General features: G+C 40.9%; 31 protein-coding genes. 26 read left to right on the forward strand and 5 right to left on the reverse strand.

The window, feature by feature from the left end:
• The first annotated feature begins 152 nt into the window (after window positions 1-152).
• From OCV61_RS17095 to OCV61_RS17165, 15 genes are all read left to right on the forward strand, one after another.
• The gene (locus OCV61_RS17095; RefSeq protein ID WP_154780998.1) at window positions 153-551 is read left to right on the forward strand and encodes a hypothetical protein; all 399 of its coding nucleotides are present in this window, start codon (window positions 153-155) and stop codon (window positions 549-551) included.
• Window positions 552-564: 13 nt separating this feature from the next.
• Window positions 565-963, forward strand: coding sequence for a single-stranded DNA-binding protein (locus tag OCV61_RS17100; protein WP_005344165.1), 399 nt, complete (start codon window positions 565-567; stop codon window positions 961-963).
• Window positions 964-976: 13 nt separating this feature from the next.
• Window positions 977-1,369, forward strand: coding sequence for a hypothetical protein (locus OCV61_RS17105; RefSeq protein WP_154780999.1), 393 nt, complete (start codon window positions 977-979; stop codon window positions 1,367-1,369).
• The gene (locus OCV61_RS17110; RefSeq protein ID WP_158422794.1) at window positions 1,362-2,240 is read left to right on the forward strand and encodes a replication initiator protein A; all 879 of its coding nucleotides are present in this window, start codon (window positions 1,362-1,364) and stop codon (window positions 2,238-2,240) included. Before OCV61_RS17105 ends, OCV61_RS17110 begins: the two co-directional genes overlap by 8 nt.
• A gap of 9 nt (window positions 2,241-2,249) precedes the next feature.
• Window positions 2,250-2,570, forward strand: a complete 321-nt coding sequence (locus OCV61_RS17115) for a replication initiator protein A (RefSeq protein WP_330382973.1) — start codon at window positions 2,250-2,252, stop codon at window positions 2,568-2,570.
• 68 nt (window positions 2,571-2,638) lie between these two features.
• Window positions 2,639-3,121, forward strand: a complete 483-nt coding sequence (locus tag OCV61_RS17120; protein WP_262583307.1) for a hypothetical protein — start codon at window positions 2,639-2,641, stop codon at window positions 3,119-3,121.
• Window positions 3,114-3,848 carry a class I SAM-dependent methyltransferase gene (locus tag OCV61_RS17125; RefSeq protein WP_055222064.1) on the forward strand — a complete coding sequence of 245 codons (735 nt, stop codon included), beginning with the start codon at window positions 3,114-3,116 and terminating at the stop codon, window positions 3,846-3,848. The genes OCV61_RS17120 and OCV61_RS17125 overlap by 8 nt, the downstream gene beginning before the upstream one ends.
• 299 nt (window positions 3,849-4,147) lie before the next feature.
• The gene (locus tag OCV61_RS17130; RefSeq protein ID WP_015528443.1) at window positions 4,148-5,113 is read left to right on the forward strand and encodes a helix-turn-helix domain-containing protein; all 966 of its coding nucleotides are present in this window, start codon (window positions 4,148-4,150) and stop codon (window positions 5,111-5,113) included.
• 130 nt (window positions 5,114-5,243) lie between these two features.
• Complete coding sequence (locus OCV61_RS17135) at window positions 5,244-5,840, forward strand: MptD family putative ECF transporter S component (RefSeq protein WP_008395315.1); 597 nt, start codon at window positions 5,244-5,246, stop codon at window positions 5,838-5,840.
• Window positions 5,840-6,592: an energy-coupling factor transporter transmembrane component T gene (locus OCV61_RS17140; protein ID WP_158422795.1), complete on the forward strand. Its 753-nt coding sequence runs from the start codon at window positions 5,840-5,842 to the stop codon at window positions 6,590-6,592. Before OCV61_RS17135 ends, OCV61_RS17140 begins: the two co-directional genes overlap by 1 nt.
• Window positions 6,589-8,055, forward strand: a complete 1,467-nt coding sequence (locus OCV61_RS17145) for an ABC transporter ATP-binding protein (RefSeq protein WP_044921309.1) — start codon at window positions 6,589-6,591, stop codon at window positions 8,053-8,055. The genes OCV61_RS17140 and OCV61_RS17145 overlap by 4 nt, the downstream gene beginning before the upstream one ends.
• Before the next feature lie 126 nt (window positions 8,056-8,181).
• Entirely contained in the window at window positions 8,182-9,966 is a 1,785-nt protein-coding gene (locus OCV61_RS17150; RefSeq protein WP_158422796.1) for an ABC transporter ATP-binding protein, read from the forward strand.
• Entirely contained in the window at window positions 9,967-11,715 is a 1,749-nt protein-coding gene (locus OCV61_RS17155; protein WP_015528447.1) for an ABC transporter ATP-binding protein, read from the forward strand.
• A gap of 11 nt (window positions 11,716-11,726) precedes the next feature.
• Complete coding sequence (locus OCV61_RS17160; protein WP_015528448.1) at window positions 11,727-12,095, forward strand: metal-dependent transcriptional regulator; 369 nt, start codon at window positions 11,727-11,729, stop codon at window positions 12,093-12,095.
• A 123-nt stretch (window positions 12,096-12,218) separates the two neighbouring features.
• A complete protein-coding gene (locus tag OCV61_RS17165) occupies window positions 12,219-12,455 on the forward strand; it encodes a hypothetical protein (RefSeq protein ID WP_015568877.1) in 237 nt (78 codons plus the stop codon).
• A 15-nt stretch (window positions 12,456-12,470) separates the two neighbouring features.
• On the opposite strand, the gene OCV61_RS17170 is transcribed toward OCV61_RS17165, so the two are convergent.
• A complete protein-coding gene (locus OCV61_RS17170; protein ID WP_158422797.1) occupies window positions 12,471-13,850 on the reverse strand; it encodes a relaxase/mobilization nuclease domain-containing protein in 1,380 nt (459 codons plus the stop codon).
• On the reverse strand, window positions 13,817-14,140 hold the full coding sequence (locus OCV61_RS17175; protein WP_158422798.1) for a MobC family plasmid mobilization relaxosome protein: 324 nt from the start codon (window positions 14,138-14,140) through the stop codon (window positions 13,817-13,819). Before OCV61_RS17175 ends, OCV61_RS17170 begins: the two co-directional genes overlap by 34 nt.
• Window positions 14,141-14,389: 249 nt before the next feature.
• Here OCV61_RS17175 and OCV61_RS17180 point away from each other — a divergent pair, with 249 nt between their 5' ends.
• On the forward strand, window positions 14,390-14,764 hold the full coding sequence (locus OCV61_RS17180; protein ID WP_158422799.1) for an MmcQ/YjbR family DNA-binding protein: 375 nt from the start codon (window positions 14,390-14,392) through the stop codon (window positions 14,762-14,764).
• A 102-nt stretch (window positions 14,765-14,866) separates the two neighbouring features.
• Here OCV61_RS17180 and OCV61_RS17185 read toward each other — a convergent pair whose 3' ends face one another.
• On the reverse strand, window positions 14,867-15,067 hold the full coding sequence (locus OCV61_RS17185; RefSeq protein ID WP_005344265.1) for a helix-turn-helix transcriptional regulator: 201 nt from the start codon (window positions 15,065-15,067) through the stop codon (window positions 14,867-14,869).
• Window positions 15,068-15,123: 56 nt separating this feature from the next.
• On the reverse strand, window positions 15,124-15,855 hold the full coding sequence (locus OCV61_RS17190) for a helix-turn-helix domain-containing protein (protein ID WP_008688138.1): 732 nt from the start codon (window positions 15,853-15,855) through the stop codon (window positions 15,124-15,126).
• A gap of 826 nt (window positions 15,856-16,681) precedes the next feature.
• Here OCV61_RS17190 and ltrA point away from each other — a divergent pair.
• The 6 genes from ltrA to OCV61_RS17220 all read left to right on the forward strand — a co-directional run bounded on the left by ltrA (window position 16,682) and on the right by OCV61_RS17220 (window position 21,159).
• Complete coding sequence (gene ltrA / locus OCV61_RS17195) at window positions 16,682-18,151, forward strand: group II intron reverse transcriptase/maturase (protein ID WP_055057330.1); 1,470 nt, start codon at window positions 16,682-16,684, stop codon at window positions 18,149-18,151.
• A gap of 17 nt (window positions 18,152-18,168) precedes the next feature.
• Window positions 18,169-19,476 (forward strand): DNA polymerase IV, encoded by a 1,308-nt coding sequence (gene dinB / locus OCV61_RS17200; RefSeq protein WP_262581046.1) that lies wholly within the window; start codon window positions 18,169-18,171, stop codon window positions 19,474-19,476.
• Window positions 19,477-19,490: 14 nt separating this feature from the next.
• Window positions 19,491-19,703, forward strand: a complete 213-nt coding sequence (locus OCV61_RS17205; RefSeq protein WP_024720752.1) for a LexA family protein — start codon at window positions 19,491-19,493, stop codon at window positions 19,701-19,703.
• 12 nt (window positions 19,704-19,715) lie between these two features.
• Window positions 19,716-19,955 carry a hypothetical protein gene (locus OCV61_RS17210; protein ID WP_005344271.1) on the forward strand — a complete coding sequence of 80 codons (240 nt, stop codon included), beginning with the start codon at window positions 19,716-19,718 and terminating at the stop codon, window positions 19,953-19,955.
• A gap of 250 nt (window positions 19,956-20,205) precedes the next feature.
• A complete protein-coding gene (locus OCV61_RS17215) occupies window positions 20,206-20,778 on the forward strand; it encodes an ArpU family phage packaging/lysis transcriptional regulator (RefSeq protein ID WP_008688147.1) in 573 nt (190 codons plus the stop codon).
• Window positions 20,779-20,787: 9 nt separating this feature from the next.
• A complete protein-coding gene (locus OCV61_RS17220) occupies window positions 20,788-21,159 on the forward strand; it encodes a hypothetical protein (protein ID WP_055059686.1) in 372 nt (123 codons plus the stop codon).
• Between the two features lie 76 nt (window positions 21,160-21,235).
• On the opposite strand, the gene OCV61_RS17225 is transcribed toward OCV61_RS17220, so the two are convergent.
• Window positions 21,236-21,442: a DUF6219 family protein gene (locus OCV61_RS17225; protein WP_008688150.1), complete on the reverse strand. Its 207-nt coding sequence runs from the start codon at window positions 21,440-21,442 to the stop codon at window positions 21,236-21,238.
• Between the two features lie 179 nt (window positions 21,443-21,621).
• Between OCV61_RS17225 and OCV61_RS17230 the strand changes: the two genes are divergently transcribed.
• From OCV61_RS17230 to OCV61_RS17245, 4 genes are all read left to right on the forward strand, one after another.
• Complete coding sequence (locus OCV61_RS17230) at window positions 21,622-21,939, forward strand: helix-turn-helix domain-containing protein (protein WP_055282712.1); 318 nt, start codon at window positions 21,622-21,624, stop codon at window positions 21,937-21,939.
• A 150-nt stretch (window positions 21,940-22,089) separates the two neighbouring features.
• Complete coding sequence (locus tag OCV61_RS17235) at window positions 22,090-22,302, forward strand: sporulation initiation factor Spo0A C-terminal domain-containing protein (RefSeq protein ID WP_029732086.1); 213 nt, start codon at window positions 22,090-22,092, stop codon at window positions 22,300-22,302.
• Between the two features lie 4 nt (window positions 22,303-22,306).
• The gene (locus OCV61_RS17240; protein WP_158422800.1) at window positions 22,307-22,738 is read left to right on the forward strand and encodes a DJ-1/PfpI family protein; all 432 of its coding nucleotides are present in this window, start codon (window positions 22,307-22,309) and stop codon (window positions 22,736-22,738) included.
• Between the two features lie 326 nt (window positions 22,739-23,064).
• Window positions 23,065-23,456: sigma-70 family RNA polymerase sigma factor (locus tag OCV61_RS17245; protein ID WP_262583311.1), on the forward strand; the 392-nt coding region annotated here is incomplete at its 3' end.

Here is a 23,456-nt window from a genome sequence, read left to right on the forward strand (position 1 = left end):
GCGAAAGCCAGCGCCTTGAGACGCTGGCCTAGCATTAAAGGCTTATAGCCATCCTACGAGCCACCCGTTTCACGGGTGGGGGCGACTACCAAAAATCAGGCAATTCAGGGGAAATCCCTTTTGCAAATATATATACTTGGAGGATTTTTAAGATGAGAGAGCGAATTGAAAGTAAGCATGTAACAAAAGAAATCAAAAGTCAGATGCCAGTGATTCCGGTGGAAATTGTTAAAGAAAGAGGCTGTACGTTCTGCCCGTATTATCTGGGAAATTATGAAAAACAGCCACGCTGTATGATGAAAACCTGTGCCTGGGATGATGAAAATGAACGTTTCCATCCAGTTCTTCGTGGACTAATTCCATTTTACAAAGAGAAGATGGAAAAAGCAGAAGTGAAGTTCTTGGCAATGAAAAAGATTTATACAACGCTGTTAGGAATGTTTGCCGATGAAATGAAGCAGGAAGAGTTGGAAAAAGATGAATGTTACGGATGTGTCTATGGAAAATGTGGACCATGTATCGGTATCTGTTACAAATCAATGAAAGCATAGGAGGGTTAAGCCAATGAATACAACAGTTATTTCCGGGCGATTGGTAAGAAATCCCGGATACAACGAAGTGGAGAATGAAAAAGGACTTCATAAGATTGCCAAGTTTGTTCTGGCAGTCAGAAGAAATTATTCCGATGAAGTCAGTTTCATTCCGGTAAAGGCTTTTGCAAAGAAAGCAGAATTTGCCAGAGATTATCTGATGCAGGGCACGAAGGTCATGGTGGAAGGCGAGATTGTCACAGGTAATTATGAAGATAAGGATACCGGGAAAAAGATTTATACCACCGAAGTGTATGCAAACCGGATTGAATTCGCAGGTGCAAAAATGGTTGACAGACCACCGTTTCCAGAAGATGCGGAAGGGTTCTTAGAGATCCCAGAGGGCATGGAAGAAGAAATGCCGTTTAGATAGAGGAGGATAAAAGATGATTTCAGTAGATCAGGCGTATATGGTAGGGCATATGAAAAATGCCGATGGAAGTATCAATAACAAAAATGTAGTGCTGTCAGCAGCATGTGAAGCAGCGGAACTGTTCCAGTGCATGATGTCAGTAAATCAGAAACTGGAGGACTGGCAGAGATTTAACCACACCTTGGAGATGCATCTTAGAAGTGTGGAATGTGAGAAAATCCATGATATCTGTCAGGCAGTATATGGAATGAAACATCCGTCCGATGAACTGGAAGGATTGTATCTGGCAAGAGAGGATGAACAGATATGCCTGCTGTACTATCAGGTATTTGTAGGGATGCTGGAAATCAATATTAATTCAGCCGAAGTGCTGTACAAACAGAAGGAGGAAATAATCAATGAGTAAGATGGAGTATATGCCGGTAGATTGTTTGCAGGTGCCAAAGATGCTGTTCCAGGTGGAAGAATTCAAAAATCTATCAAATACAGCAAAAATTTTATACAGCTTATTTCTGGATCGTTTGAAATTTGCGGTGCAGAATGGCTGGGTAGATCATAATGGAGATCTGTTTGTTATCTATCCAAAAAGCGAAATGAAGAAAGATCTGAATACGACTCGATATGGCGTAGATCAGGCAGTACAGGAACTTGTTAAGATTGGAAAGCTGGTGCGTATTGTTCAAAACAATGGAAAGGCGAACCACTTTTATATCAATGATATTTATGAAAATGAGATGGAGGAAGAATCAATGATGACATTAGACAGAATTATGGCAAATATGCCGATGGAAGAAAGAGAAATTATCATGGACAAGATGGTGGCAGCATCCAGAGATATTCTGGGAACAATTGCAGATATGGGATATCTGAATGAATATGAGACACCACTGACTCCTATGGAAGAGCGTGGCTATTACGATGAAAAAGGTAATCTTGATATTGATGCCGTAGAAGCCGATGGCTATGAGTTTGGCATGGATCTGGCATTTGGCGTGTTATCTGTTTATGAAGGAAAGCCTGAACGTGTGCTGGAAATTCAGAAATATGTAAATGAGCAGTATGAGTGCTGCTCTAATAGGAAGTTTATGAAAGTTCTGGAAACAATCGCACGAATGAATGGAAACGAGGAGGTTTATATCGAGGATATGTATGCCTGCAATAAAGAAGCAAGGAATTATTATCTGAGTGAGTTAATGATGTGTTTCAACTTTGTGTTTAATGAGATGTGTCATGGTACAGGCAGTGCGGCAAATTGTGATTTCGATGTAGAAGAGTAGGAAAATATTATGGCAGATTTTGAATATTTCAGAGCAGAAGAATCTGACCAGTTTTCTTTTTTTCGGATACCAAAAGCTCTGTTCACAGAAAAAGAGTTTGCAAGCCTGTCCACAGACGCAAAACTCCTTTACGGAATTCTGCTTGATCGAATCAGCCTATCCAAGAAAAATGGCTGGATTGACGGTGATGGTTATGTCTATATCATTTACACGATTGCGTCAGCTGTAATGGCTGGGGTGAGAAGCTCCGTGACAACGACCGAGAGTAGTCGTAGGAATCTGCCAAAAGATTCTCGAAAACGCCCCAGAGGTGGGGTGCGCTACCTATAGGTCTAGGATCTATAAAATATCTATGGTTAGAATGTTTACTTTGGCGAGTAAACTGACGAAAACTGCGAATGTACGGTTCTAAAAGAAGACCATATAGAAATCCATTACATTTATATCATAGAATAGAATTGACATTTTCCACAGGGCGGCTCTGTCTGGTCAATACCCATGGTCCGGTAATATGGCTTCCTTTCTTGCATATGCCAAGAGATGAATATGGAACACTAAGTATTAATGTAGAAGAGGAAGTAAATATACCCTCTGGTGTTACTATAGGAAATGTAATGTTACCATCAGTAAAAGAAACGTTTGAACAAATATGGCCGGATGCAGTAAAGAAAGCTTTAGAGATTTTATTTAAGCAAAATAGAACAGAAAAAATGTCCATGGCGCAATATCAAATATATGTATCAAAATTATGGTCTGAAATATGTCAGAAAGTGGGCTATATGAATATCGTTGATTATGACAATTTTGGTGACATAAAAAGTATATTTTATGATTTGGAAAAAAGACATTTAATAAAAAAGGAGAATGACGGGATTGAATGAAATTGAGAATGTATACGGAGAGACAGTAGAATTTTATGATTTATCAGCTCTTTCACAGATAGGGAACAAAAAAATTGTTTTAAACAAATTTGCTGATATGGTTAAGGATTTAGATGGAATCATTTTGGATATAGGTGCAGGAACTGGAAAAACAACAATAGAGATGGCTAATATGATATGTGATAAAGAAATAATTGCTTTAGAACCATCGGCTTATATGAGAACAGCGTTTATGGCAAGATTAATGGAGCATAATGAAGTTAAAGAGAGAATTTCTCTATTGCCGATAGATGTAGGTAAATATTCATTTCGAGATAAAATAAGTGGTGTAATGTGCATGGGAGTACTTGGACATTTAAAAAGGGATGAACAAGAAAAATTATTGTATAAATTAGATAAAAATTTGAATATAAATGTCCCAATCCTGATAGAACTTTTAGAACCGAAATTTCTTGTTGCGCCAGTAGGAAGTAGAATATCGGTGGCTACTCAAGGAAGATTGCGCTATGAGACGTATATTACCGATATAAAGCAAGTGGGGATGGATCAATGGACATGGAGATTGACCTATAAAGTTTTTTGTGGTAAAAACATAGTTAGTACTGTAGATAGCCTAATGTCGTGGAATTATCAGAGTGTGGAAAAAATTTTAAACCAATTGACAAAAATGCACTTTAGAACAGCTAAATTATCAGAAACATTATTACTTGCAATAAAAGCACGATAAATATGAACTTCAGATAAAATTAACTCTCGAACTGTCAGGTGTTCCTAAAATGCCATATTTATAAGATAATTTAGCGATGTGCAGGGAGAACAATGAGAATTAATATTAAATTGTCAGTACAATGGGTTTTAAAAGTGACTTTATCGTCTTGTGAGATGCAGAAAGAAATGGAAGTAAGTGAAGTTTGTAATTTACATTAAGTAGTGTCTGCTTTTTACATGATTACAAAATTTGACTTTTTACTTTGGAAGTTGTAAAATTTAATTAGTCTTATCTAACTTCGGGAGGAATGCTTGTACATGACAAACCAATACATGAATAATCTTTATCGTGATCTGCTCTCTAATTCACCGCAGACAATAACCATAGATATTCCAGCAGACATGGGGACAGGGCAGATTTTACAGGTGGTCACGAAACAGGGAGCAGTTGTTTCGGACTGGAAAATGAATTATTTTTCAGATATGAACGTGCAGGGAGTGAGTAGCGAAGAATACATTCAAATGTTGTTCTGCTTCAATGATGGTGTTTCCTGGAATATTGCAGATAGCCGACAAAGTATCAGCATACAAAAAGGTGAGTCCTGTATTTATCGTGGACACGGGAAAATGGAATATCTGTGCTATTCCAAACAAAACGATTTCCTTTTCAAAAATGTAAAAGTACCACTGTCGTATTTCCGTAAAATTATGAATGACTATTTTGATGTTGGTGAGATTGAGGTTTATCAGAAAAAACTATTGGAAGGTATATCAAAAGTAGGTATTACTCCCTATATGGAGCACATTTTTGCGGAACTGAAAGACTTCACGCAATATCGCGGCGGATTGGGATACCTGTTTTTGGAAAGCAAAGTTTTTGAGTTGTTATCTGTATATTTGAGTGAGATTTTGGAACTGAGTATTCTTGCGTCAACTTATATAGCAATTTCCAGAAGTGACCGAGAATCCATCATAGAAGCGAAGAGAATCATTGACAGTCAGCTTGCTTTGGCACCAAGTTGTGAGGAATTGGCGCGAAAAGTCAATATTAGTACTTCAAAATTGTCAAAGGGTTTTTCCTCGCTGTTTGGAACATCGGTTCATGCGTATATTATAGATCAGCGATTGGAAAAGGCGGCAAGTCTACTATTAGAAAGTAATTTGAACGTAAGTCAGGTGGCAGCATTTGTAGGCTATTCAAAACCGAGTAACTTTGCTGCGGCATTCAAAAAGAAGTATGGGGTAATTCCTAAAAACTATAAAACGGAAAATACGATTGGTTAAAATTAAAAAATACCGATTTTGGGTAGAATAAAACCGTTTTTGGGTTGGAAATGTAGGCGTAAATTGTTATTATATGTGGTGTAGTTAGAAAATACTAACTACACCATTTTTTAGATAGGAGGATACTGGTATGAGTTCCCAGAAAAAAAGTTCCCGGCTTGAGGGAAAAGATTTAATTACTATCGGCATCTACACCGTCATCTATGTCGTCATTGTTATGCTGGTGGCGATGCTTGGCTTCATCCCCATTTTTATTCCGCTGATGGCGGTGCTGTGTCCTTTGATTGGCGGCATCCCCTATATGCTGTATGTTACAAAGGCTAAAAAATTCGGGATGACTGCAATCATGGGTTTCCTGATTGGTCTAATCATGGTGTTCTTCGGCAACGGCTATCTTACTATGGTAACTGGTCTTGTTGGCGGCCTGTTGGCTGACGTGATCCTGAAAAAGGCAGACTACAAAAGTGCAAAGAGTACAGTTCTTTCCTGCGGTGTGTTCAGCATCTGGGTGTTTGGCAACTTTGCTCCCATTTTCCTGAACCGTGAAAGCTATATGGTAATGCTGACTGAAGGATACGGCACTGAATATGCAGCTACCCTTAATACATATATGCCTATGTGGATTGCGCCTATTTTGCTGGTTGCCTGCTTTGTGTTTGGCCTTGTCGGAGGTATGATTGGGAAAGCCATTTGCAAAAAGCACTTCCAGCGTGCCGGTATTGCATAATGGCGCGGGAATTTCTGCTCAGCAAAAAAACAGAACAAGGGTTGCGGCTCGATCCGCGTACAAAACTGTTGCTCATCTTCATCATAAGCATTTTTGTCATGGGTGGAACAGGCGGAGAAGCTATGGGACTGATCCGCCTTGTTCTTTGTGTGGTTCCGGCTATATTGCTGCTTACCTCGAAACAATGTGCAAAAGCTGTGGGCTATATTGCTGTGTTTTCTGTTTTTTATGCTGTCCAAATTTATGTTTTGCCGCACCTTACGGGGATATTGAATTTCCTTGTTCTGTTTACAACAGGATTCTTCTGCCGAATCCTTCCCAGTGTTGCGATTGCTGCCTATGCAGTGAAAACAACAACGGTCAGTGAATTGATTTCCGGCATGGAAAGAATCCATATGCCTAAAGAAGTGACGATCCCCTTAACGGTCATGTTCCGCTTCTTTCCAACTGTCTTTCAGGAGTCAGAAGCAATCAGTGACGCTATGAAAATGCGTGGGATTAAACTTGGAGGGAAAAAATCTTCAAAAATATTGGAGTATAAGCTGATCCCGATGATTACCTGCTCCGTGAAAATCGGTGAGGAACTTTCCGCTGCGGCAATTACCCGTGGCCTCGGCGCTCCTGTCAAACGCACAAACATTTGCCAGCTTAAATTCAATTTTGCCGATGTGGTGCTGATCTTGTTTTGTTGCTTTGTAGTGTTTTGGGCGATTGCTTCCCCGATAATTTCCGCAGGAGGGATTTTGCCATGATAGATTTTCAAAATGTTTCTTTTTCTTATGGTGAAGAATCCAGCGGCGGAGGGATTAGAAATGTCAATCTCACCATAAACACAGGGGAATTTGTTTTACTCACGGGAGAATCCGGCTGTGGGAAAACAACGATTACCCGTTTGGTAAATGGGCTGGTGCCTCATTATTACGAGGGCAAATTAGAGGGCGATGTCCTTCTGGACGGAAAAAGCGTATCAGATACGCCGCTTTATGACTTGGCTGCTATGGTGGGATCTGTATTCCAGAATCCCAAAAGTCAGTTTTTCAACGTGGATACGGATAGTGAATTAGCCTTTGCCTGTGAAAATTTAGGCTATCCTCAGGAGGATATCCTGAAAAGGATTGACCGGACAGTTTCCGATTATCATATTGAAGATTTGATGGGGCGAAGCGTGTTTGCTCTGTCCGGAGGCGAAAAGCAAAAAATAGCCTGTGCTTCATCAAGTGTATTGCTGCCGGGAATTATGGTCCTGGACGAACCATCTTCTAATTTGGATATGGCTGCTATTGATGACCTGCGGCAGGTCCTAAGCCTCTGGAAAAAGCAGGGCAAAACAATTCTGATCGCAGAACACCGCCTTTACTACCTTCACGATCTTGCAGATCGTGTGCTGTATGTAAAAGATGGGGAGATTGAACGGGAATACACGCCTGCTGAATTTGACAGCTTATCGGATGGCACTCGAAAAGAAATGGGGCTGCGGCCGTTTTCTCTCTCGAAGTTGAAGCCTGCGAATCAGTATCAGGCGCATACAGCTAAACAGATGGAATTTCAAAATTTCTGCTTTGCGTATAAAAAGCGGGAACCGGAAAGCCTCCATATTCCGAGTGCAGAACTGCCTGTTGGAGAAACGATTGCCATTATCGGTCTGAATGGCGCTGGAAAATCTACTCTGGCCCGCTGTATTTGCGGACTGGAAAAGAAGTGTGGCTTTTTGCAGGTTGAGGGGAAAACCCTTGATTGGAAAGCCCGGCTCAAACATTGCTACATGGTAATGCAGGATACCAGCCATCAGCTATTTACCGAAAGCGTGGCGGATGAAGTGCTTCTGAGCATGGACAACAAGGATGAAACTGTTGTGGATAAAATCCTTAAACAGTTTGATCTGCTGGAATATAAAGACAGGCACCCGCTTTCTCTTTCCGGCGGGCAAAAACAGCGGGTAGCGATCGCGTCTGCCATTGTGAGTAACCGGGAGATCATTGTGTTTGACGAACCAACAAGCGGGCTTGATCTCAAACATATGCGGGAAGTTGCGCGGAGTTTGAAGTCACTCGCGGATCAGGGCAAAACGCTTCTTGTTATTACGCATGATCCGGAGTTGGTGATGGCGGGATGTTCGTATGTAGTCCATATGGAAAAAGGGCAAGTAAAAGAAAGCTATCCATTGGACGAATCCGGCAGTAAAAAGGTTTTGGATTTTTTCCGAATCCGCCAGTGAATTTTAGAAATTATGAATGTCAGGGCCGCCTTGACTGGACAGAAAGATAATGATAAGAGGCCGCTTTACTTTGGCGGCCTCTTGTTTTTGAAGCACAGACAGTACGGCTCAATATAAGGAGGGCTTATGTTCAAAAAAATCTTTGAGTACGCAGGGCCATATAAGAAAAATATGTATGTGGCCACGGTTGTCGTACTGGTCAGCGTTCTTATGGGCATCCTGCCTTTTGTGCTGGCCTATCAGGTCATTTCGCCATTGGTTATGGGCGATTCTGTTGAAACAGAATTTGTTTTATTGCGTGTTATAGGGGGTTTGATCTGTCTTGTTTTGCAGGCGTTTTTTTATGGATGGGGATTATCAATTTCTCATAAAGCAGCATATAACACATTGTTCCGGCTGCGGGTATCTCTGCAAAAGAAGTTTGAGAAACTTCCCCTTGGCATTGTGGAGGAAAAAGGGACAGGGACAATCAAAAAGCTGTTTGTCGATGATGTGGACAGCTTGGAATTGCTCCTTGCTCATTCAGTCCCAGAGGGTATCGCAAATTTACTGATCCCGCTGGTGATTTATGTTGCTATGTTTTGTGCGGACTGGAAACTGGCTCTTATGTCTTTGGCCTCTATCCCGATCAGCCTGCTCTCCATGGTCATTATGTACTCTGTTGGAATGAAGCGCATGGGTCCCTACTATCAGTCTGCACAGAAAATGAACAACACGATCATTGAGTACATCAATGGTATGGAGGTTGTCAAGGTTTTCAACCGGGAGAGCGAATCTTACGAGAACTTCCGCAAGGATGTAACGGACTATCGGGATTATACCTTGGCATGGTATAAGGCCGCCTGGCCCTGGATGGCGATATACGGAAGTCTACTGCCCTGCACTGTTATTCTGACTTTGCCTCTTGGGGCATGGTTTGTTCTCTGTGGCATAAGCACTTTACCTGATTTGATTTTAGTCCTCTGCCTTTCCCTCAGCATTGGGATTCCTCTCCTGAAAGCACTGGGCTTTATGGAGACGATTCCGAATCTGAATTATAAGATCACGGCACTTGAACAGATGTTAAATACGGCACCGCTGCAAGCTGCTGAGGATGATTTCCACGGACAGGATTTTAACATTTCTTACGATCATGTTTCCTTTGCGTATCAGACGACACAGCCTGGCCCAGATGGGAAACCGATAATAGCGGAAAACGAAGTCCTCCACGATATTACCTTTGTGGCACAAGCAGGACAAAAAACTGCCCTAGTTGGTGAATCCGGTTCTGGCAAGAGCACCCTTGCAAAACTGTTGATCCACTACTATGACCCGCAGAAAGGGAGCATTTCCATTGGCGGGCAGAAACTTTGTGATATGAGCCTGGAGGCATTGAACAGCCGCATTTCCTATGTGGCTCAGGATCAGTACCTGTTTAACACCTCCCTGCTGGAAAATATCCGTCTTGGACGTTTGGATGCTACCGATGAGGAAGTAATGCAGGCGGCGAAGAAAGCCCGGTGTATGGAGTTTCTGGAAAAGCTGCCGCAAGGTATTCACTCCATGGCGGGCGATGCGGGGAAAATGCTTTCCGGGGGGCAGCGCCAGCGAATTTCCCTGGCGCGGGCAATATTGAAGGATGCCCCGATTGTAGTGCTTGACGAGGCCACGGCCTATGCTGATCCAGAAAATGAGGAAAAAATGGAGGCTGCTATTGCGGAGCTGGTGGAGGGAAAAACCTTGGTAGTTATCGCTCACAAACTTCCCGCTATAATGAACGCAGATCAAATATGCGTTATGGATCACGGAAAGATGGTGGCAACCGGAAAACATCAGGAGCTGATTCAAGCTTGCCCAGAATACCAAAAGTTGTGGAAAGCGGCTCAGGACAGCGCCGAGTGGAAAGTATCTACTGCAAAGGAGGGAAGATAAATGTTTGCATTGATTTCAAGAATCCTGAACCTCTCCGGGAGGTATAAAAGCCGTATTCAGGCTGCATTTCTATGTGCATTTGTCGAGTCCATTCTCTCCAAAATGCCGATCTTCATGGCGTTTATTGTCTTGGCCGGGTTTGCTGATAATACGCTGACTGGAAAGACCTGTCTGTTTGTCGGACTTGGATTATTAGCTGTTGTAGTGGTTCAGACAGTGGTTCACTATTTGAGCGACCGTCTGCAAAGTGCCGCTGGATTTATGATCTTTGCTGATAAACGGATGGAGTTGGGAAATCATTTAAGAAAAATGCCGATGGGTTACTTTACATCGGGGAATATTGGCAAAATCAGCTCTGTTCTCAGTACGGATATGGTATTCATTGAGGAAGTTTCTATGAGTACCATTGGCAACATGATGAGCTATATGCTGTCTACTTTGGTTTTAGCTGTTTTTATGTTCGTACTGGATTGGAGACTTGGGCTGATTGCGGTAATCATTACCTTGCTGGCATCACTGGTTGCAAAATATATGAATAAGGTTTCCTTCAAGGAGGCTGTCGGGCGTCAAAACCAAAGCGAGAATTTGACGGATGCGGTCTTGTCTTTTGCCGAAGGAATTGGGGTTATCAAAAGTTACAATCTGCTCGGAGAAAAATCTGACGAATTAACGGAAAACTTCAAAAAATCAAGGGATGTCAATACGAAGTTTGAGCAGAAAATGACACCGTGGACCACTGGCTTAAACATTCTCTATGGCGTGGGTATTGCCGCTATCTTCGGTTTATCCGTTTTTTTACATCAGGAAGGCGTACTCTCCCTGGCTTATCTTTTGGGCGTGCTGCTGTTTGTCTTTGATCTCTTTGGACCTCTGAAAGCTCTTTATGGAGAAGCAACCCGACTGACCGTGATGAATGCCGCATTAGACCGCATTGAAGCTGTTTTGGACGAGCCCGAACTTCCCGATAACGGAAATCAACATATTCTGTCACAGGCACAGCCGGATCAGCCAGAAGTACAATTTAGCGATGTGGGCTTCGCCTATCAGGACAAGGAAGTCCTGCACAACATCAGCTTCTCTATGCAGAAGAATACCATGACCGCACTTGTGGGACCGTCTGGCGGTGGCAAATCCACGATTGCGAACCTTCTGGCGCGGCTGTGGGATGTGAAATCCGGCAAAGTGACAATCCGTGGTACAGATATTCGGGATGTACCTCTCGCCGAACTGATGGAACAGATCAGCATGGTTTTCCAGAGGGTGTACTTGTTCCAGGATACCATTTACAACAATATCAGCATGGGTAAACCGGACGCTACCGAGGAAGAAGTCTATGAGGCTGCAAAAAAAGCCCGCTGCTATGATTTTATCATGGCGCTGCCAGATGGATTCCAGACAGTCATCGGTGAAGGCGGCGCTACTCTGTCCGGCGGCGAAAAGCAAAGAATCTCTATCGCCCGATGCATTTTGAAGGACGCACCGATTGTCATTCTGGATGAAGCGACTGCAAGTGTTGATACCGATAATGAAAGCTATATCCAGGAGGCAATCAATGAGCTGGTAAAGGGTAAAACATTACTTGTGATTGCACATCGCCTGAATACCATCCGTCAGGCAGATCAGATTTTGGTGATCTCTGATGGACGGATCAGCGAACAGGGAACCCATGACGAGCTTATGGCAAAAGCCGGGATTTATCAGGATTTTGTAAATATCCGTAAAAAGGCTTCCGGCTGGAGCCTTGCATAAAGGAGGAACCGATGAAGATTCATGCGTCCGGGGAGGATTATCTGGAGGCTGTGCTGATTCTTCAAAAGAAGCAGGGTATGGTCCGATCCATTGATCTTGCCCGGCACATGGGATTCAGTAAACCGAGCATCAGCCATGCAGTAGGTGTGTTAAAGAATGGCGGTTTCCTGACTGTCGATGAAGATGGATACCTCAATCTGACTAATGCCGGGCGGGAGGTTGCCGAGAAAATTTATGAACGCCATCAGTTCTTTACGGAGCAGCTTGTAGCTGTCGGGGTTGATCGGGAAACTGCAGAAAGAGATGCCTGTCGGATAGAACATGTAATCAGTGAAGAAGCTTTTGAAAAATTGAAAACTTCGGTTGAAAAAAAGTATTAGTACAATGTTGATTCACCGAATCTTTTATGTTCATCATACTATAGAATTGTTGAGAAACGTGAAACAGGGTATGAAACTCGTATACTAAAAGACATTCAGAGTGGAATTACACTAGAAACACTTATGGCAAAAGGACATAGGAAAACGCCGGAAGAAAAAGCAGCTGTTGCGAAACAAAAGAGGAAACAGAGGCGAGCAAAACGGAAAAAAGAAGCAAGAGATAATCTGACCAAAGAAGAGATCTTGCAAGATGACCGATTTTTCTGTATTGCTGGTTATACCTCCGGAGGTGCACCGTATGGTGTCACCTGGGAGGAAAAGGATTTGAAACCTTGGGAAGATTGGGAAGAAAATGAGTGAGTTGCCAGTGCAATCTTATTTTTCTCTTGTGACAGAAACAGGTTCCTTTTTTGCCGGAAGTAAGTCTGAACTGATCTCTGGAGCATCGAGCAGTGCAGTGAAATTTTGCTGAATGATCTCTAGGGTTTTCTGCTTTTTCTGCAATTCCTGTTTTTCCCGGACAGTAGCATCCTGTTCAGATTCAAGATTTTCAATCCGCTTCTGGATTTTATTAGAGCTTGGGATTTTGGTGACACCGAGATCCTGAAGCTCTTTTTTTAGTGAATCGTGGAGCTGGTATTCTGCCTGATGTTTGGTGCGGTATGCTTTTGGATTTTTAGCAGATTTACAATCTTCAATTACTTTACGACAAAGCCGGTAAGAATCGCAGTGTTTCTGAATGACTTTCTGCGTGCTCAGCTCACTGTTGATTTGTGCTATTCTTTGGTCGGCAACTTTCACAGAAGCTTCAATGTCAGATACATGCTGCCTGAAATCGTCATAATTCAGCAAGTTATTTTCGGAAAGATAGTTGAAGGTATGGGCTGCCTCTTTTAGATTATTGAGCTTTGCCCATCGTTCAAATCCCTCTCGATTTCCAGTTGTGACATAAGTGGAGATATTGATATACAAGCGAGCTTCTCTGGACAGATGTCTTGGAGTTTTTACTTTGCTACGATTTTTAGCCAGACGGATGCGAACATTTTCTTCGGAATAATAGCTTCCGAGAGATTTCATATAAGTGAAGTTCTTCTGCTCCGGTGCACGGAAGGACAGGTGCTTTCCCTGCCGGACTTCATATCCGGCTAACTGCATCTTTTGCAGAAATTCCTCATAGTTGATGGAAGTCCAGATTGATTTATCAACTGCGACACGTAGCTTGGCTTTCCAACTGGTGCCACGATGATATTCCATGTTCTCTTTATAGCTTTTACCTTTTTCTCCGGTTGGCATGCTGGTGGCAAGTCCATTTTCATGGCAGATACGATTACTGATTCTGCAGAGTTTATGGTAGCTCCGCTTATTGGAAACATACTTGTGATGATCAACAAAGCTTGCAGCGTTGAAGATGATATGATTGTGAATATGATTTTTGTCAACGTGTGTGCTGATCACGTACTCATATTTTCCTTTCAGCACTTCGTCAGCAAATTGTTGACCTAAGCGATGGGCATTTTCGGCATCAACTTCTCCAGGTTTAAATGATTGGATCAGATGAAATGCCAGGTTATCGCCTTTATCCATTCCATTCTTTTTTGCCATTTCTCTTGTCATAGAAAATTCAAGATCTGCAGTTTCCGGGGAACAGCCAAAACTGGAAACTAACAGTTTTTCATCTGTCTTATCTGGATTTGTAATATAGTCCAGAGCTTTCTTGTCAGTTACCTTAATGTGGAAGATTTTAAGATACGCCATAATTCTTTCACCATCTCTTTCAATTCTTGCATTTCTTCTGGATATAGATCTCCGGTGGTATTTACCTTTTTTGCAATCTGGTTGATATTTACACCAATCTTGTGCATTTCCTCATACTGTTTCTTCAGTGGGGTGGTATCGGTGTTGACGATGTAACCGTCGATTGCCATCTTACGCAGATAAGCTCCCATGTTTTTGGTTTTTGATTCTATCATCTTCCTGCGTATAAGCTTCCTTTCTTCTTCGGTGACATAAAAATGGATTTCTTTGTTTCTCTTTCTTTCAGCCATTGGTGGGTTCTCCTTTCTGAGAGGACAGTAGTATCGTTGCTTTCAACGTTTTTCAATTTAGGGCAGGGTACCCTAAATTGGGATTTCCCGGAAGTGTATCCTCACTTCCTGTCCTTGCTGTTTTACCTCTCTATTAGTTAAAGTCAGGAGAACCGGGAAAATGCAAAAGAATTTGGCAGGTAGTACGGGATACGAAAATGTGGTATGATTATGGGCAGGATATCAGAAGAATCAGGAGTTGAATAGATTGTGAAGAAAGAAGAAATTTTTGAATATGTGCAGAAACAGTATGGCACGATTCCGGAATATTTATGGAGTAAACTACCGGACAGTGCAGTATTTCGACATAAGAATGGGAAATGGTATGCAGTGATCATGACGGTTGAAAAATCGAAACTGGGATTAGAAGGAAGAGAGATGGTTGATATCATTGACGTAAAGTGTGATCCGGACATGACAAATATGATTATTCAGACTTATGGATTTTTACCTGGGTATCATATGAATAAGCAGCACTGGATCACTATTTTACTGGATGGTTCGGTCAGCGAAGCAAAGGTACTGGACTTTTTAGATATGAGTTATGACCTGATTGATGGAGCAGGCAGAAAGGAAAACAAATGAGAAAAGCAATCGTATATGCATCTGTGCATCATGGAATTACACTGATTTTTGAGCAAAAGGAAAACCGGGGATTTTATTCCTCGGTTTTTCGGCTGTTATGCTTCAGTCTTCAACTTGAAAAATATCTTCTACAGGCACTTTCAGGTAATGGGCCAGCCGGATTGCAATCTCAAGAGAGGGATTACGTTCTCCACGTTCGATGCGGCCTATAGTCTGGCTGCAGGAACCTATGGCTTCAGCCAAATCTGCTTGAATGAGATTCCGTTCTTCACGAATATCTTTTAATGTATTATTGATTGCCATTCAATCACTTCCTTTGCTTATTGTTATCAGCAGGATCATGAACCTGCTGTTGAAATCTAATGAAATCCCGGAATTTCTGCACCTTTGCATTTTCCGATTACTTTTCCAAAAATCTTAAAAGAGTCAGATTCCAAAACTTGGATAGGACGATATTTTTGATTTAAAGAAATCAGATAAACACCATCTGGCTCATCGTGTAATTCCTTGATGTAAGTATTACCGTTGAGATAGAAGATTCCAATTTCACCATTAGCAAGAGAATCTTTTTTCTGAATCCATGCGACATCGCCTGTATGATAAAGTGGTTCCATACTGTCACCGGAGATCCGTACACCAAAGTCAGTCTGCTCAGGAGCAAGGTGTCCTACGTCATAAGTTTCTTTTACAGAATCTTCCAGGTAATTTCCAGTACCAGCAGAAACTGGTTCCCAGGTAATTTCTACAGGATGATGGAATGGGATAATCTTTGCAGACAGTGGAGAAAACTTTTTAGAAGCTTTCAAAATATCAGCAAATTCAATCAATTTATTTCTGCCTTCTTCATTCAATCCACTCATAATGTTATATGGATTTTCTCCAAAGAAAGATTCATATATATCTTCGATATCAAGTAACTGGCAAAGTGTCAGGAAAACATGTAAAGCTGGTTCTCGTGCATTGGTCTCCCATTTGGAGATTGCTTTTGTAGTGACCTGAATACCTTCCTGAGAAAGCAGGTCTACCAGATCTGATTGAGAGTATCCTTTCTTTTTTCTATTTTCTGCTAATATTTCCCCGAAATCACGCATTTGTTCGCCTCATTTCTATTTGAATTTTCTATATGCATTATACCGTATGTTAGAAATAAAATCAACAATAATCTCCAAAATGGAGAAAATACAACCAAGATGTTACTTGACTATCTCCGGAATGTCGATATATACTAAACATACAAAAATTGATAAGACATCATGTTGAAGGAAACAGCTGGGAGGTGAAAAGTTTGAGTGAGCGTGTGATCCTGCATAGTGATATGAACTGTTTTGTGTGACTTGAAAGTCACTACATTTATTGTCTTACCGTAAGGTGTAAGACCTGCTGTTCCGTCAGTTGAGTCTAATATCTACAAAGTAGCGGGTAACTGCTATGAGGAAACGAGATATGAAAAATCATCTTTACAGAGATGTAGAACTGATTCCGTGAGGATAAGAACAAGTAAGAGCAACACTGACTTGAGATGATGACTGGGATAGAATGGCTAAGATATCTGAATCACTGGTAAATGTCGTTATGCGCGAACAGGCCAAAGGTTGCTGGGCCTGGCCCAAAATGGGAATGCGGTTTGGTTGGGGGTTGAAACAGCCACCACACGGACTATAGAACCGTCGGCAGAAAGGTGGAGCCTAATCTACCAGCATAAATGTAGTGGAACAAGGTAAGCCCGTATATCTCCATAAAGATACGGAAAGTAACCCGTAAGGGAAACCGATAGATGTGCGGGTAAGGAGGACGGAGAAAGCGAATGCCTTCTTGTAATGAGAAGGATAGAGAATATACTCACCCGAAAGGGGGCAGACTTCCGTCTGGTCTTATGTTGCAAGAGAATTAGCAGAATTTCTGAAAGGAGAAATGCAAATGTACGAGAAATCGTGTGCATCTTCAAATCACATTAAGAGCTGGAAGGATATTGATTTTGGAACAGCTGAATATGAGGTTAAGAAACTGCAGATGCGTATTGCAAAGGCTGTAAAGGAGAACAGAGTAGGAAAAATCAAATCCTTACAATGGACTCTGACTCATTCGTTTTATGCAAAAGCAATTGCTGTAAAAAGAGTAACAGAAAACAAGGGTAAAAGAACACCTGGAGTAGATGGCGTGTGTTGGATAAGTAATGAGGACAAATTTAACGCCATATTCACACTTCAGAGAAGAGGATACCAACCTCAACCGCTCAGACGAATCTACATTCCAAAGAAAAATGGAAAAAAGAGACCACTGAGTATTCCTACAATGAAAGATAGGGCAATGCAAACATTACACAAAATGGCACTGGAACCAGTCACAGAAACTCTGGCAGACGGCACTTCATACGGATTCAGACCCAACAGATGTGTTCAAGACGCTATAGAGCAATGTTTTGTCGACTTGGCTCGAAAAACAGCACCAGAATGGGTGTTGGAAGGTGACATAAAAGGATGTTTCGATAACATAAATCATGAATGGATGCAAAAGAATATCCCTATGGACAAAGAAATTTTGCACAAATTTCTTAAAGCTGGATTTGTGGAAAAGGGAAAACTCAATGCTACTGACCAAGGAACACCACAGGGAGGTACTATTTCACCGACGCTGTGTAATTATGTATTGGACGGATTAGAAAGATTATTGAAGAATAAGTTCAAACGGTATTGGTCGAAAGGTAGACAGATAAATCCAAAAGTAAATCTGGTGCGCTATGCAGATGATTTCATTATTACAGGAGTATCAGAGGAACTATTAAGAAACGAGGTACTACCTTTAGTAAAAGAGTTCATGCATGAAAGAGGATTAGAATTATCGGATGAAAAGACAGTTATTACGAACATACACGATGGATTTGACTTTTTGGGTTGTAATATTCGTAAATATGGGGATAAATTACTTACCAAACCATCAAAACAGAATGTTAAATCAATTATGCGTAAAATTCGTGGAACAATTAAGAAGTTCCGAACGGGCAAGCAATCCGATCTGATCAAATGCCTGAATCCTATTATCAGAGGATGGGTGAACTTTCAGAAGTATAACGTATCTTCGGTTGCATTTAGATATGTGGACTGGCAGACATTCAAGGCGCTATGGAGATGGTGCCGACGTAGACATAAAAACAAACCAGCCGCATGGATAAGAGATAAATATTTCCACAGAATCGGAAACCGTAGCTGGACTTTCTCTGAAAAGCTGACGGAGGATAATTATCTCGCATTAGTATATGCAACCGACACAAACATTACCCGTTTTACATGTATTAAAGCGGAAGCGAATCCCTACGATGAAATTTGGATGGAATACTTCGCTGAACGCAAAAATAAATCCTACAGCAATTTCAAATTTGTATACGAATGATATACAACCGGCTTATTGTGGCAGCAATAGGCTTTATAAGGCTTGAGCCGTATGATGGGAAACTATCACGTACGGTTCTTAGGGGAGGGAAGGACAGTAATGCTCTTCTCTTACCCGACTATGCCAGTGTAGAAATGCTGCATCATCCGGAATTTGCCGGAATGCCGCTGGCAGTCGGTGGCGATCCGGAAGCCAGACATGGGATTGTGCTGACAGCAAATTATATTGCAAAGCAAAAAGGTGTAAAGACCGGAATGGCATTATGGCAGGCAAAACAGATTTGTCCGGAAATCATATTTGTACCACCACGGATGGATTTGTATTTGAGATTTTCAAAGATGGCAAGAGAAATCTATTCGGAGTATACGGACAAGATTGAGCCATATGGAATTGATGAAGCCTGGCTGGATGTATCGGACAGCAGAAATCTGAAAGGAAGCGGAATGACGATTGCAAGAGAAATCAGCCATCGGATTAAATACGAACTGGGTGTAACGGTAAGTATTGGAATTTCCTGGAATAAGATTTATGCGAAACTTGGTTCAGATTATAAAAAGCCGGATGCAATCACAGAGTTTAATCGAGAAAATTATAAAGACAGGATATGGCAGCTTCCAGCGTCAGATTTGCTTTATGTCGGAAGACAGACAAATAAGAAATTGCAAAAACTTGGAATCCGGACAATCGGGCAACTTGCGGAATCAGACGAAAAGTTGTTAGAGAGTCATTTTGGAAAAATAGGAAATGTATTATGGGCTTTCGCAAATGGCTGGGATGAAGATCCGGTTTGCAAGGAAGGATATGAAGCACCAGTAAAGTCGATAGGTAATAGCACTACAACACCGAGAGATCTGGAAAATGATCTGGATGTCTGGATCATTCAAATAGCATTGGCAGAAAGTGTAGCTGCACGATTGCGGAAACATGGATTTAAATGCAAAACAGTAGAAATTACAGTTCGAGATAATCGATTGTATAGTTTTTCCAGACAGATACATTTACGACAGCCAACGAATATTACAAACGAGATTGTAACTGCAGCATTTCAGCTATTTAAAGATAATTACAAATGGGAACATCCCATTAGAAGCCTGGGGATCCGAGCTGCGGATCTTGTGTTAGATGATATTCCCGTGCAGTTGGATTTATTTGGAAATCAGGAGAAAAAGGAAAAGTTAGAGAAGCTGGATCGTACTGTAGATGAGATCAGACGACGGTTTGGTTATTTCAGTATACAGCGAGCGGCAATGTATCAGGATAAAGTCTTATCCCACTTAGACGCTGGTACGCACACGATCCATCCACATAGTTATTTCCATGGGTAATTGGAGGGATAGATTTGAAAAAAGCATTAACCAGAAAACAGGAAGAAAGTTATCAGTGTATTTTACGATATACCAATGAACATGGATATCCACCGACAATACGGGAATTTGGAAAATTGATCGGGGTGAAATCAACATCATCAGCATTTTCCAGAATCAAGCAGTTGGAGTTAAATGGATATATCCGCAGAATCCCGGCATCGCCAAGAGCAATTGAGATTTTATAGTGAGGTGTCGGCATGAACAAAGTATATGTAGATGTAGTAGCAGAGTTTCGGAAAGACGGACAGCTGGTTCCCATATTTTTTACATGGGAGGATGGAAGAAAATATAGTATTGACAGAATTTTGAAAATCGAGCGATGCGCCAGCAGAAAGGCAGGCGGTGTAGGAATGATGTACACCTGTATGATACAGGGGCAGGAAAGCCACTTGTTTTACGAAGTGGATAAATGGTTTATGGAGAGAAAAACAGCATAAGGAGAGATTGGTATAGACGATATTATTTGGATTATTAACCGGCAGGGATAGTCACTTTCCCTTTATATTCCTGTAGGTTTTACATAAGAAGATGGATTCCGGTCAGCAAAGGCAGCTCCCACAATGCCTTTTGGATATCCGCTTCTGCAAGTTGTAGTAAGTAATTGCTTCCCATCAAAATCATGGGGAAAGCGAACTGGTCTGAAAGACCGCCAGTTAGTGTGATGATGATAAGGAGATTTTGAAACTGATGACAGACAGAGATTATGCAATTAAATCAATGAAAGAAATTACCTTCCAGATGGCAAGTCATGCACAGGATTATCTGGAAGTTACAATCGAAAGACATTATACTGATATTAAAGAATTGATGACAAGCTATCAGAAATTGATTTTGGAAAATCAGATTGTGTTAGAAGAACTGGATATGGAATGCCAGGAGAAAATCAATGAAGATATGGCATATGCATTGAGTTATCTGAGCATTTATAACAACCAGCTGAATGTGCCAAAGATGCACCGGGAGATGAATAATCTGATGATTATTTATGGATTGTCGGACATGATCTATCGGGGAATGACTTTGGTGAAGTTCTATGCACCGAATGGTGTGATGCTCAGTGAAATCCTTCATTCCTGTTTTTGCAGTCATTATAATAAGACAGATGTGGAAGTACAGCAGGAGTTAGGAATAGGCAGGACTTCTTTTTATAAAATGAAGAAGCAGGCACTTGGGTATTTAGGATTTTATTTTTATGAGATCGTGGTACCGCAGGCAAAGGATAAAAGATTTAAACCGTCACTGGGCGTTGAGGAAGAGTAGGTGAATAATATGAGATACGAAGATTCGATGAAAGGTGTAGCTGCTCAGATAATCAAAGAACAGCTGAGAGCCAGTAAAATTAAAAACAATCCAGAAGAGTTCCATTGGCATGACGAATATGCAACGTTGAATTTCTTTCGGTTTATCTGCAAAAATATCGGTAACTTGGGAAATGGAGAAATTGAAAAAATGGTCACACGCTTGAAAAGCATAGATCAGAAAGCAGTGGAAAACCATGTGAATGGTGCTGTTTGGGCATTTGATTATGATAAGATGTTCTGTGTATTGATGGAGAATGAAATTTGCCGAAAGGTGTGCGAAAAGAATAAATATAATAGTTGGATGAAGCTGATTGGACAGTATTGTATCTCAATGGCTTAAAGATAAAGAAAGTTGCTGGAGAGAAAAAATATTCTCCAGCAACTTTGTCTTTGATGAATAAAGGTCAATTTTTTATTTAACTATTCTCACTATTATTTGATTCAGTGATTTTTTTCTTCTTTGGAGAAACCAGTTTGTGACCGGAATAAATGGACATGCCCATACAAAGCAATGAAGAATAGGCAAAGTATTTATGTGCAGTCATAGATTTTTTGATTCCAGAATAAATGCATCCCAACATACAGAAAAGTGCGCCTAAGGACCAGTATTTATGTGATTTCATGATTTGATACCTCCTTTGATTTAACTGATTCAATCATAACGCTTTTTTACGAAAATGCAAAGAAAAACTTTGAATATAGTTCTGTAGAATTAGAACTTGGCTTTGCGATTCTGTATATTTAAGATATCCACAAGTATACTAAATTCAGAACGATTATTCGTTCTGGAGGAGGTGTTACGATGGATTTGAAAGCAGTAGGACAGCGAATCAAATCAGCACGAGAAGCAAAAAATCTCACGCAAGAGGAACTGGCTGCATTAGTAAATTTAAGTCCAACGCATGTGAGTGTAATAGAGAGAGGCTTGAAAGTTACAAAATTGGATACCTTTGTTACAATTGCAAATGCATTAGATGTTTCAGCAGATACTCTTTTGATTGATGTTGTGGCACATTCAGTTACAGGTGTTACCAATGAGTTGACAGAAAAAATTGAAAAACTTCCGATCAAAGAGCAGAAAAAAATGATCAAAGTAATTCACACATTATTGGAAGAGTGATATAACAAACTGGGAAGAGCGAGTAGCTCTTCTTTTTTTGACCTTTTATTCAGCTTTAAGTTGTAAAGTGTCTTTTCATGATAATAGAAATATGCTAAATTAGTTCTATAGAACAAGGTGTAATTCTACTTATATATTGGAGGAAAATGAATGAGAGAGAAAACTATTTATGAGAAGATTGCAGAAAAGTACAACACAACACCAGAAGAGGTACGCAGAGAAATGCAGATAGCCATAGATGCAGGATTTGATAATCCCGATCCGGCTGTGCAGGAAGAATGGAAGAAAATGACACTTAAAGGAGACAGACCCACACCGGAAGAAGTAATCAATTACGCAGTAAAAAAACTAAAAGGAAAATAAAAATATGAAGAAAAAGATAATTGCATTGATTTCAGGAGCAGTGATCTTGATAATTGCTGCAGGAAGTATTTATGGGAAATCTGAATCTGGTCATAAGGAAGGCGAACCGGATGTAGTTGGAACATTTTCCGTAAATCGAGATGAAAATATTACAGTGGTTGCTAACCGGGGACATATCGGGGATAAAGAAGCTTTTGCAAGAGAACTTTTGCAGATGTACAAGGATGATTCATTTTATTCGACAAAATTCTCCACAGACAGGGGATATGCGACGAGCCTTGATATGAACATCTATTTATGGAAAGAGGATATTGAAGATGGGGAATCGGTAATGACAGCCGAATATAGACCTGTAGAATACGGAAAGGACTATGATGTAGTCAATAATCCTGATAAATTTCAACTATATATAGATGGAAAAGAAGTAGAAGAATAACACGATGAACTTTTTATACTGAAATATGTACGATTCCAATAATGATATGAACTTATGGGAATATATTGCGGATACTTTGTGAACTTTATCCTGATACAATGATTATGCTGATGAAAGAAGGCATAGATAACTGAATACAAGAAAGAGACGAAAGCCTCAGTAGTTAAGAAAAAACTACTGGGGCTTTTTTTCGTGCCTGAATTTCTCAGCCAATAACTGCGGGCGTATCCCGGCAGGATAAAGGCGGAGCAGGCATGATTCTAAACAGAGGTCCGCCTTCTGGATTTGAAACGAGCAACAAGATTTCAAATTCAGGAGGAACGGATATGTATATTGAACACCCATATTTTTATGAAGGAAAGTACTACGCAAATATTGATGGAGAAATGATCGAGATTACAAAAGAAGTTGCGTATGCGATGAATAATTTTTACAGAAGCAGCAAGGCAAAAAAAGTTGAGATTAAGAATGAACTGGGTGAGGTTGTGGATAAGATGCTGAGAGAAGTACCTTACAGCGGTCAGTCCATTGATGGAGAAGGCTTCATGATTGAGGATTTTCCAGATCTGAACTGTGATGTGGAGCACTGTGTACTGACAAAAATGGAACAGCAGGATATTCACACAGTGATCAATCAACTGAACTCAGAGGAACGCATGATTATTTATGGCATTTTCTTTGAAAACAAGACACAGACACAGATGGCGGAGATTATGGG

The organism is Blautia ammoniilytica, from assembly GCF_025566965.1.
In the GTDB taxonomy this organism is placed as follows: Bacteria; Bacillota; Clostridia; order Lachnospirales; family Lachnospiraceae; genus Blautia_A; species Blautia_A ammoniilytica.

Bases quoted from the DNA above. Each gene is read 5' to 3' on its own strand.
- OCV61_RS17230 (WP_055282712.1), top strand. From the start codon at position 21,622: ATGGATTTGAAAGCAGTAGGACAGCGAATCAAATCAGCACGAGAAGCA.
- OCV61_RS17225 (WP_008688150.1), bottom strand. From the start codon at position 21,442: ATGAAATCACATAAATACTGGTCCTTAGGCGCACTTTTCTGTATGTTG.
- OCV61_RS17120 (WP_262583307.1), top strand. From the start codon at position 2,639: ATGTACGGTTCTAAAAGAAGACCATATAGAAATCCATTACATTTATAT.
- OCV61_RS17135 (WP_008395315.1), top strand. From the start codon at position 5,244: ATGAGTTCCCAGAAAAAAAGTTCCCGGCTTGAGGGAAAAGATTTAATT.
- OCV61_RS17215 (WP_008688147.1), top strand. From the start codon at position 20,206: ATGACAGACAGAGATTATGCAATTAAATCAATGAAAGAAATTACCTTC.
- OCV61_RS17130 (WP_015528443.1), top strand. From the start codon at position 4,148: ATGACAAACCAATACATGAATAATCTTTATCGTGATCTGCTCTCTAAT.
- OCV61_RS17190 (WP_008688138.1), bottom strand. From the start codon at position 15,855: ATGCGTGATTTCGGGGAAATATTAGCAGAAAATAGAAAAAAGAAAGGA.
- OCV61_RS17145 (WP_044921309.1), top strand. From the start codon at position 6,589: ATGATAGATTTTCAAAATGTTTCTTTTTCTTATGGTGAAGAATCCAGC.
- OCV61_RS17175 (WP_158422798.1), bottom strand. From the start codon at position 14,140: ATGGCTGAAAGAAAGAGAAACAAAGAAATCCATTTTTATGTCACCGAA.
- OCV61_RS17185 (WP_005344265.1), bottom strand. From the start codon at position 15,067: ATGGCAATCAATAATACATTAAAAGATATTCGTGAAGAACGGAATCTC.
- OCV61_RS17235 (WP_029732086.1), top strand. From the start codon at position 22,090: ATGAGAGAGAAAACTATTTATGAGAAGATTGCAGAAAAGTACAACACA.
- OCV61_RS17160 (WP_015528448.1), top strand. From the start codon at position 11,727: ATGAAGATTCATGCGTCCGGGGAGGATTATCTGGAGGCTGTGCTGATT.
- OCV61_RS17110 (WP_158422794.1), top strand. From the start codon at position 1,362: ATGAGTAAGATGGAGTATATGCCGGTAGATTGTTTGCAGGTGCCAAAG.
- OCV61_RS17105 (WP_154780999.1), top strand. From the start codon at position 977: ATGATTTCAGTAGATCAGGCGTATATGGTAGGGCATATGAAAAATGCC.
- OCV61_RS17240 (WP_158422800.1), top strand. From the start codon at position 22,307: ATGAAGAAAAAGATAATTGCATTGATTTCAGGAGCAGTGATCTTGATA.
- OCV61_RS17155 (WP_015528447.1), top strand. From the start codon at position 9,967: ATGTTTGCATTGATTTCAAGAATCCTGAACCTCTCCGGGAGGTATAAA.
- OCV61_RS17150 (WP_158422796.1), top strand. From the start codon at position 8,182: ATGTTCAAAAAAATCTTTGAGTACGCAGGGCCATATAAGAAAAATATG.
- OCV61_RS17210 (WP_005344271.1), top strand. From the start codon at position 19,716: ATGAACAAAGTATATGTAGATGTAGTAGCAGAGTTTCGGAAAGACGGA.
- OCV61_RS17115 (WP_330382973.1), top strand. From the start codon at position 2,250: ATGGCAGATTTTGAATATTTCAGAGCAGAAGAATCTGACCAGTTTTCT.
- OCV61_RS17170 (WP_158422797.1), bottom strand. From the start codon at position 13,850: ATGGCGTATCTTAAAATCTTCCACATTAAGGTAACTGACAAGAAAGCT.
- ltrA (WP_055057330.1), top strand. From the start codon at position 16,682: ATGTACGAGAAATCGTGTGCATCTTCAAATCACATTAAGAGCTGGAAG.
- OCV61_RS17095 (WP_154780998.1), top strand. From the start codon at position 153: ATGAGAGAGCGAATTGAAAGTAAGCATGTAACAAAAGAAATCAAAAGT.
- OCV61_RS17165 (WP_015568877.1), top strand. From the start codon at position 12,219: ATGGCAAAAGGACATAGGAAAACGCCGGAAGAAAAAGCAGCTGTTGCG.
- OCV61_RS17100 (WP_005344165.1), top strand. From the start codon at position 565: ATGAATACAACAGTTATTTCCGGGCGATTGGTAAGAAATCCCGGATAC.
- OCV61_RS17220 (WP_055059686.1), top strand. From the start codon at position 20,788: ATGAGATACGAAGATTCGATGAAAGGTGTAGCTGCTCAGATAATCAAA.
- OCV61_RS17140 (WP_158422795.1), top strand. From the start codon at position 5,840: ATGGCGCGGGAATTTCTGCTCAGCAAAAAAACAGAACAAGGGTTGCGG.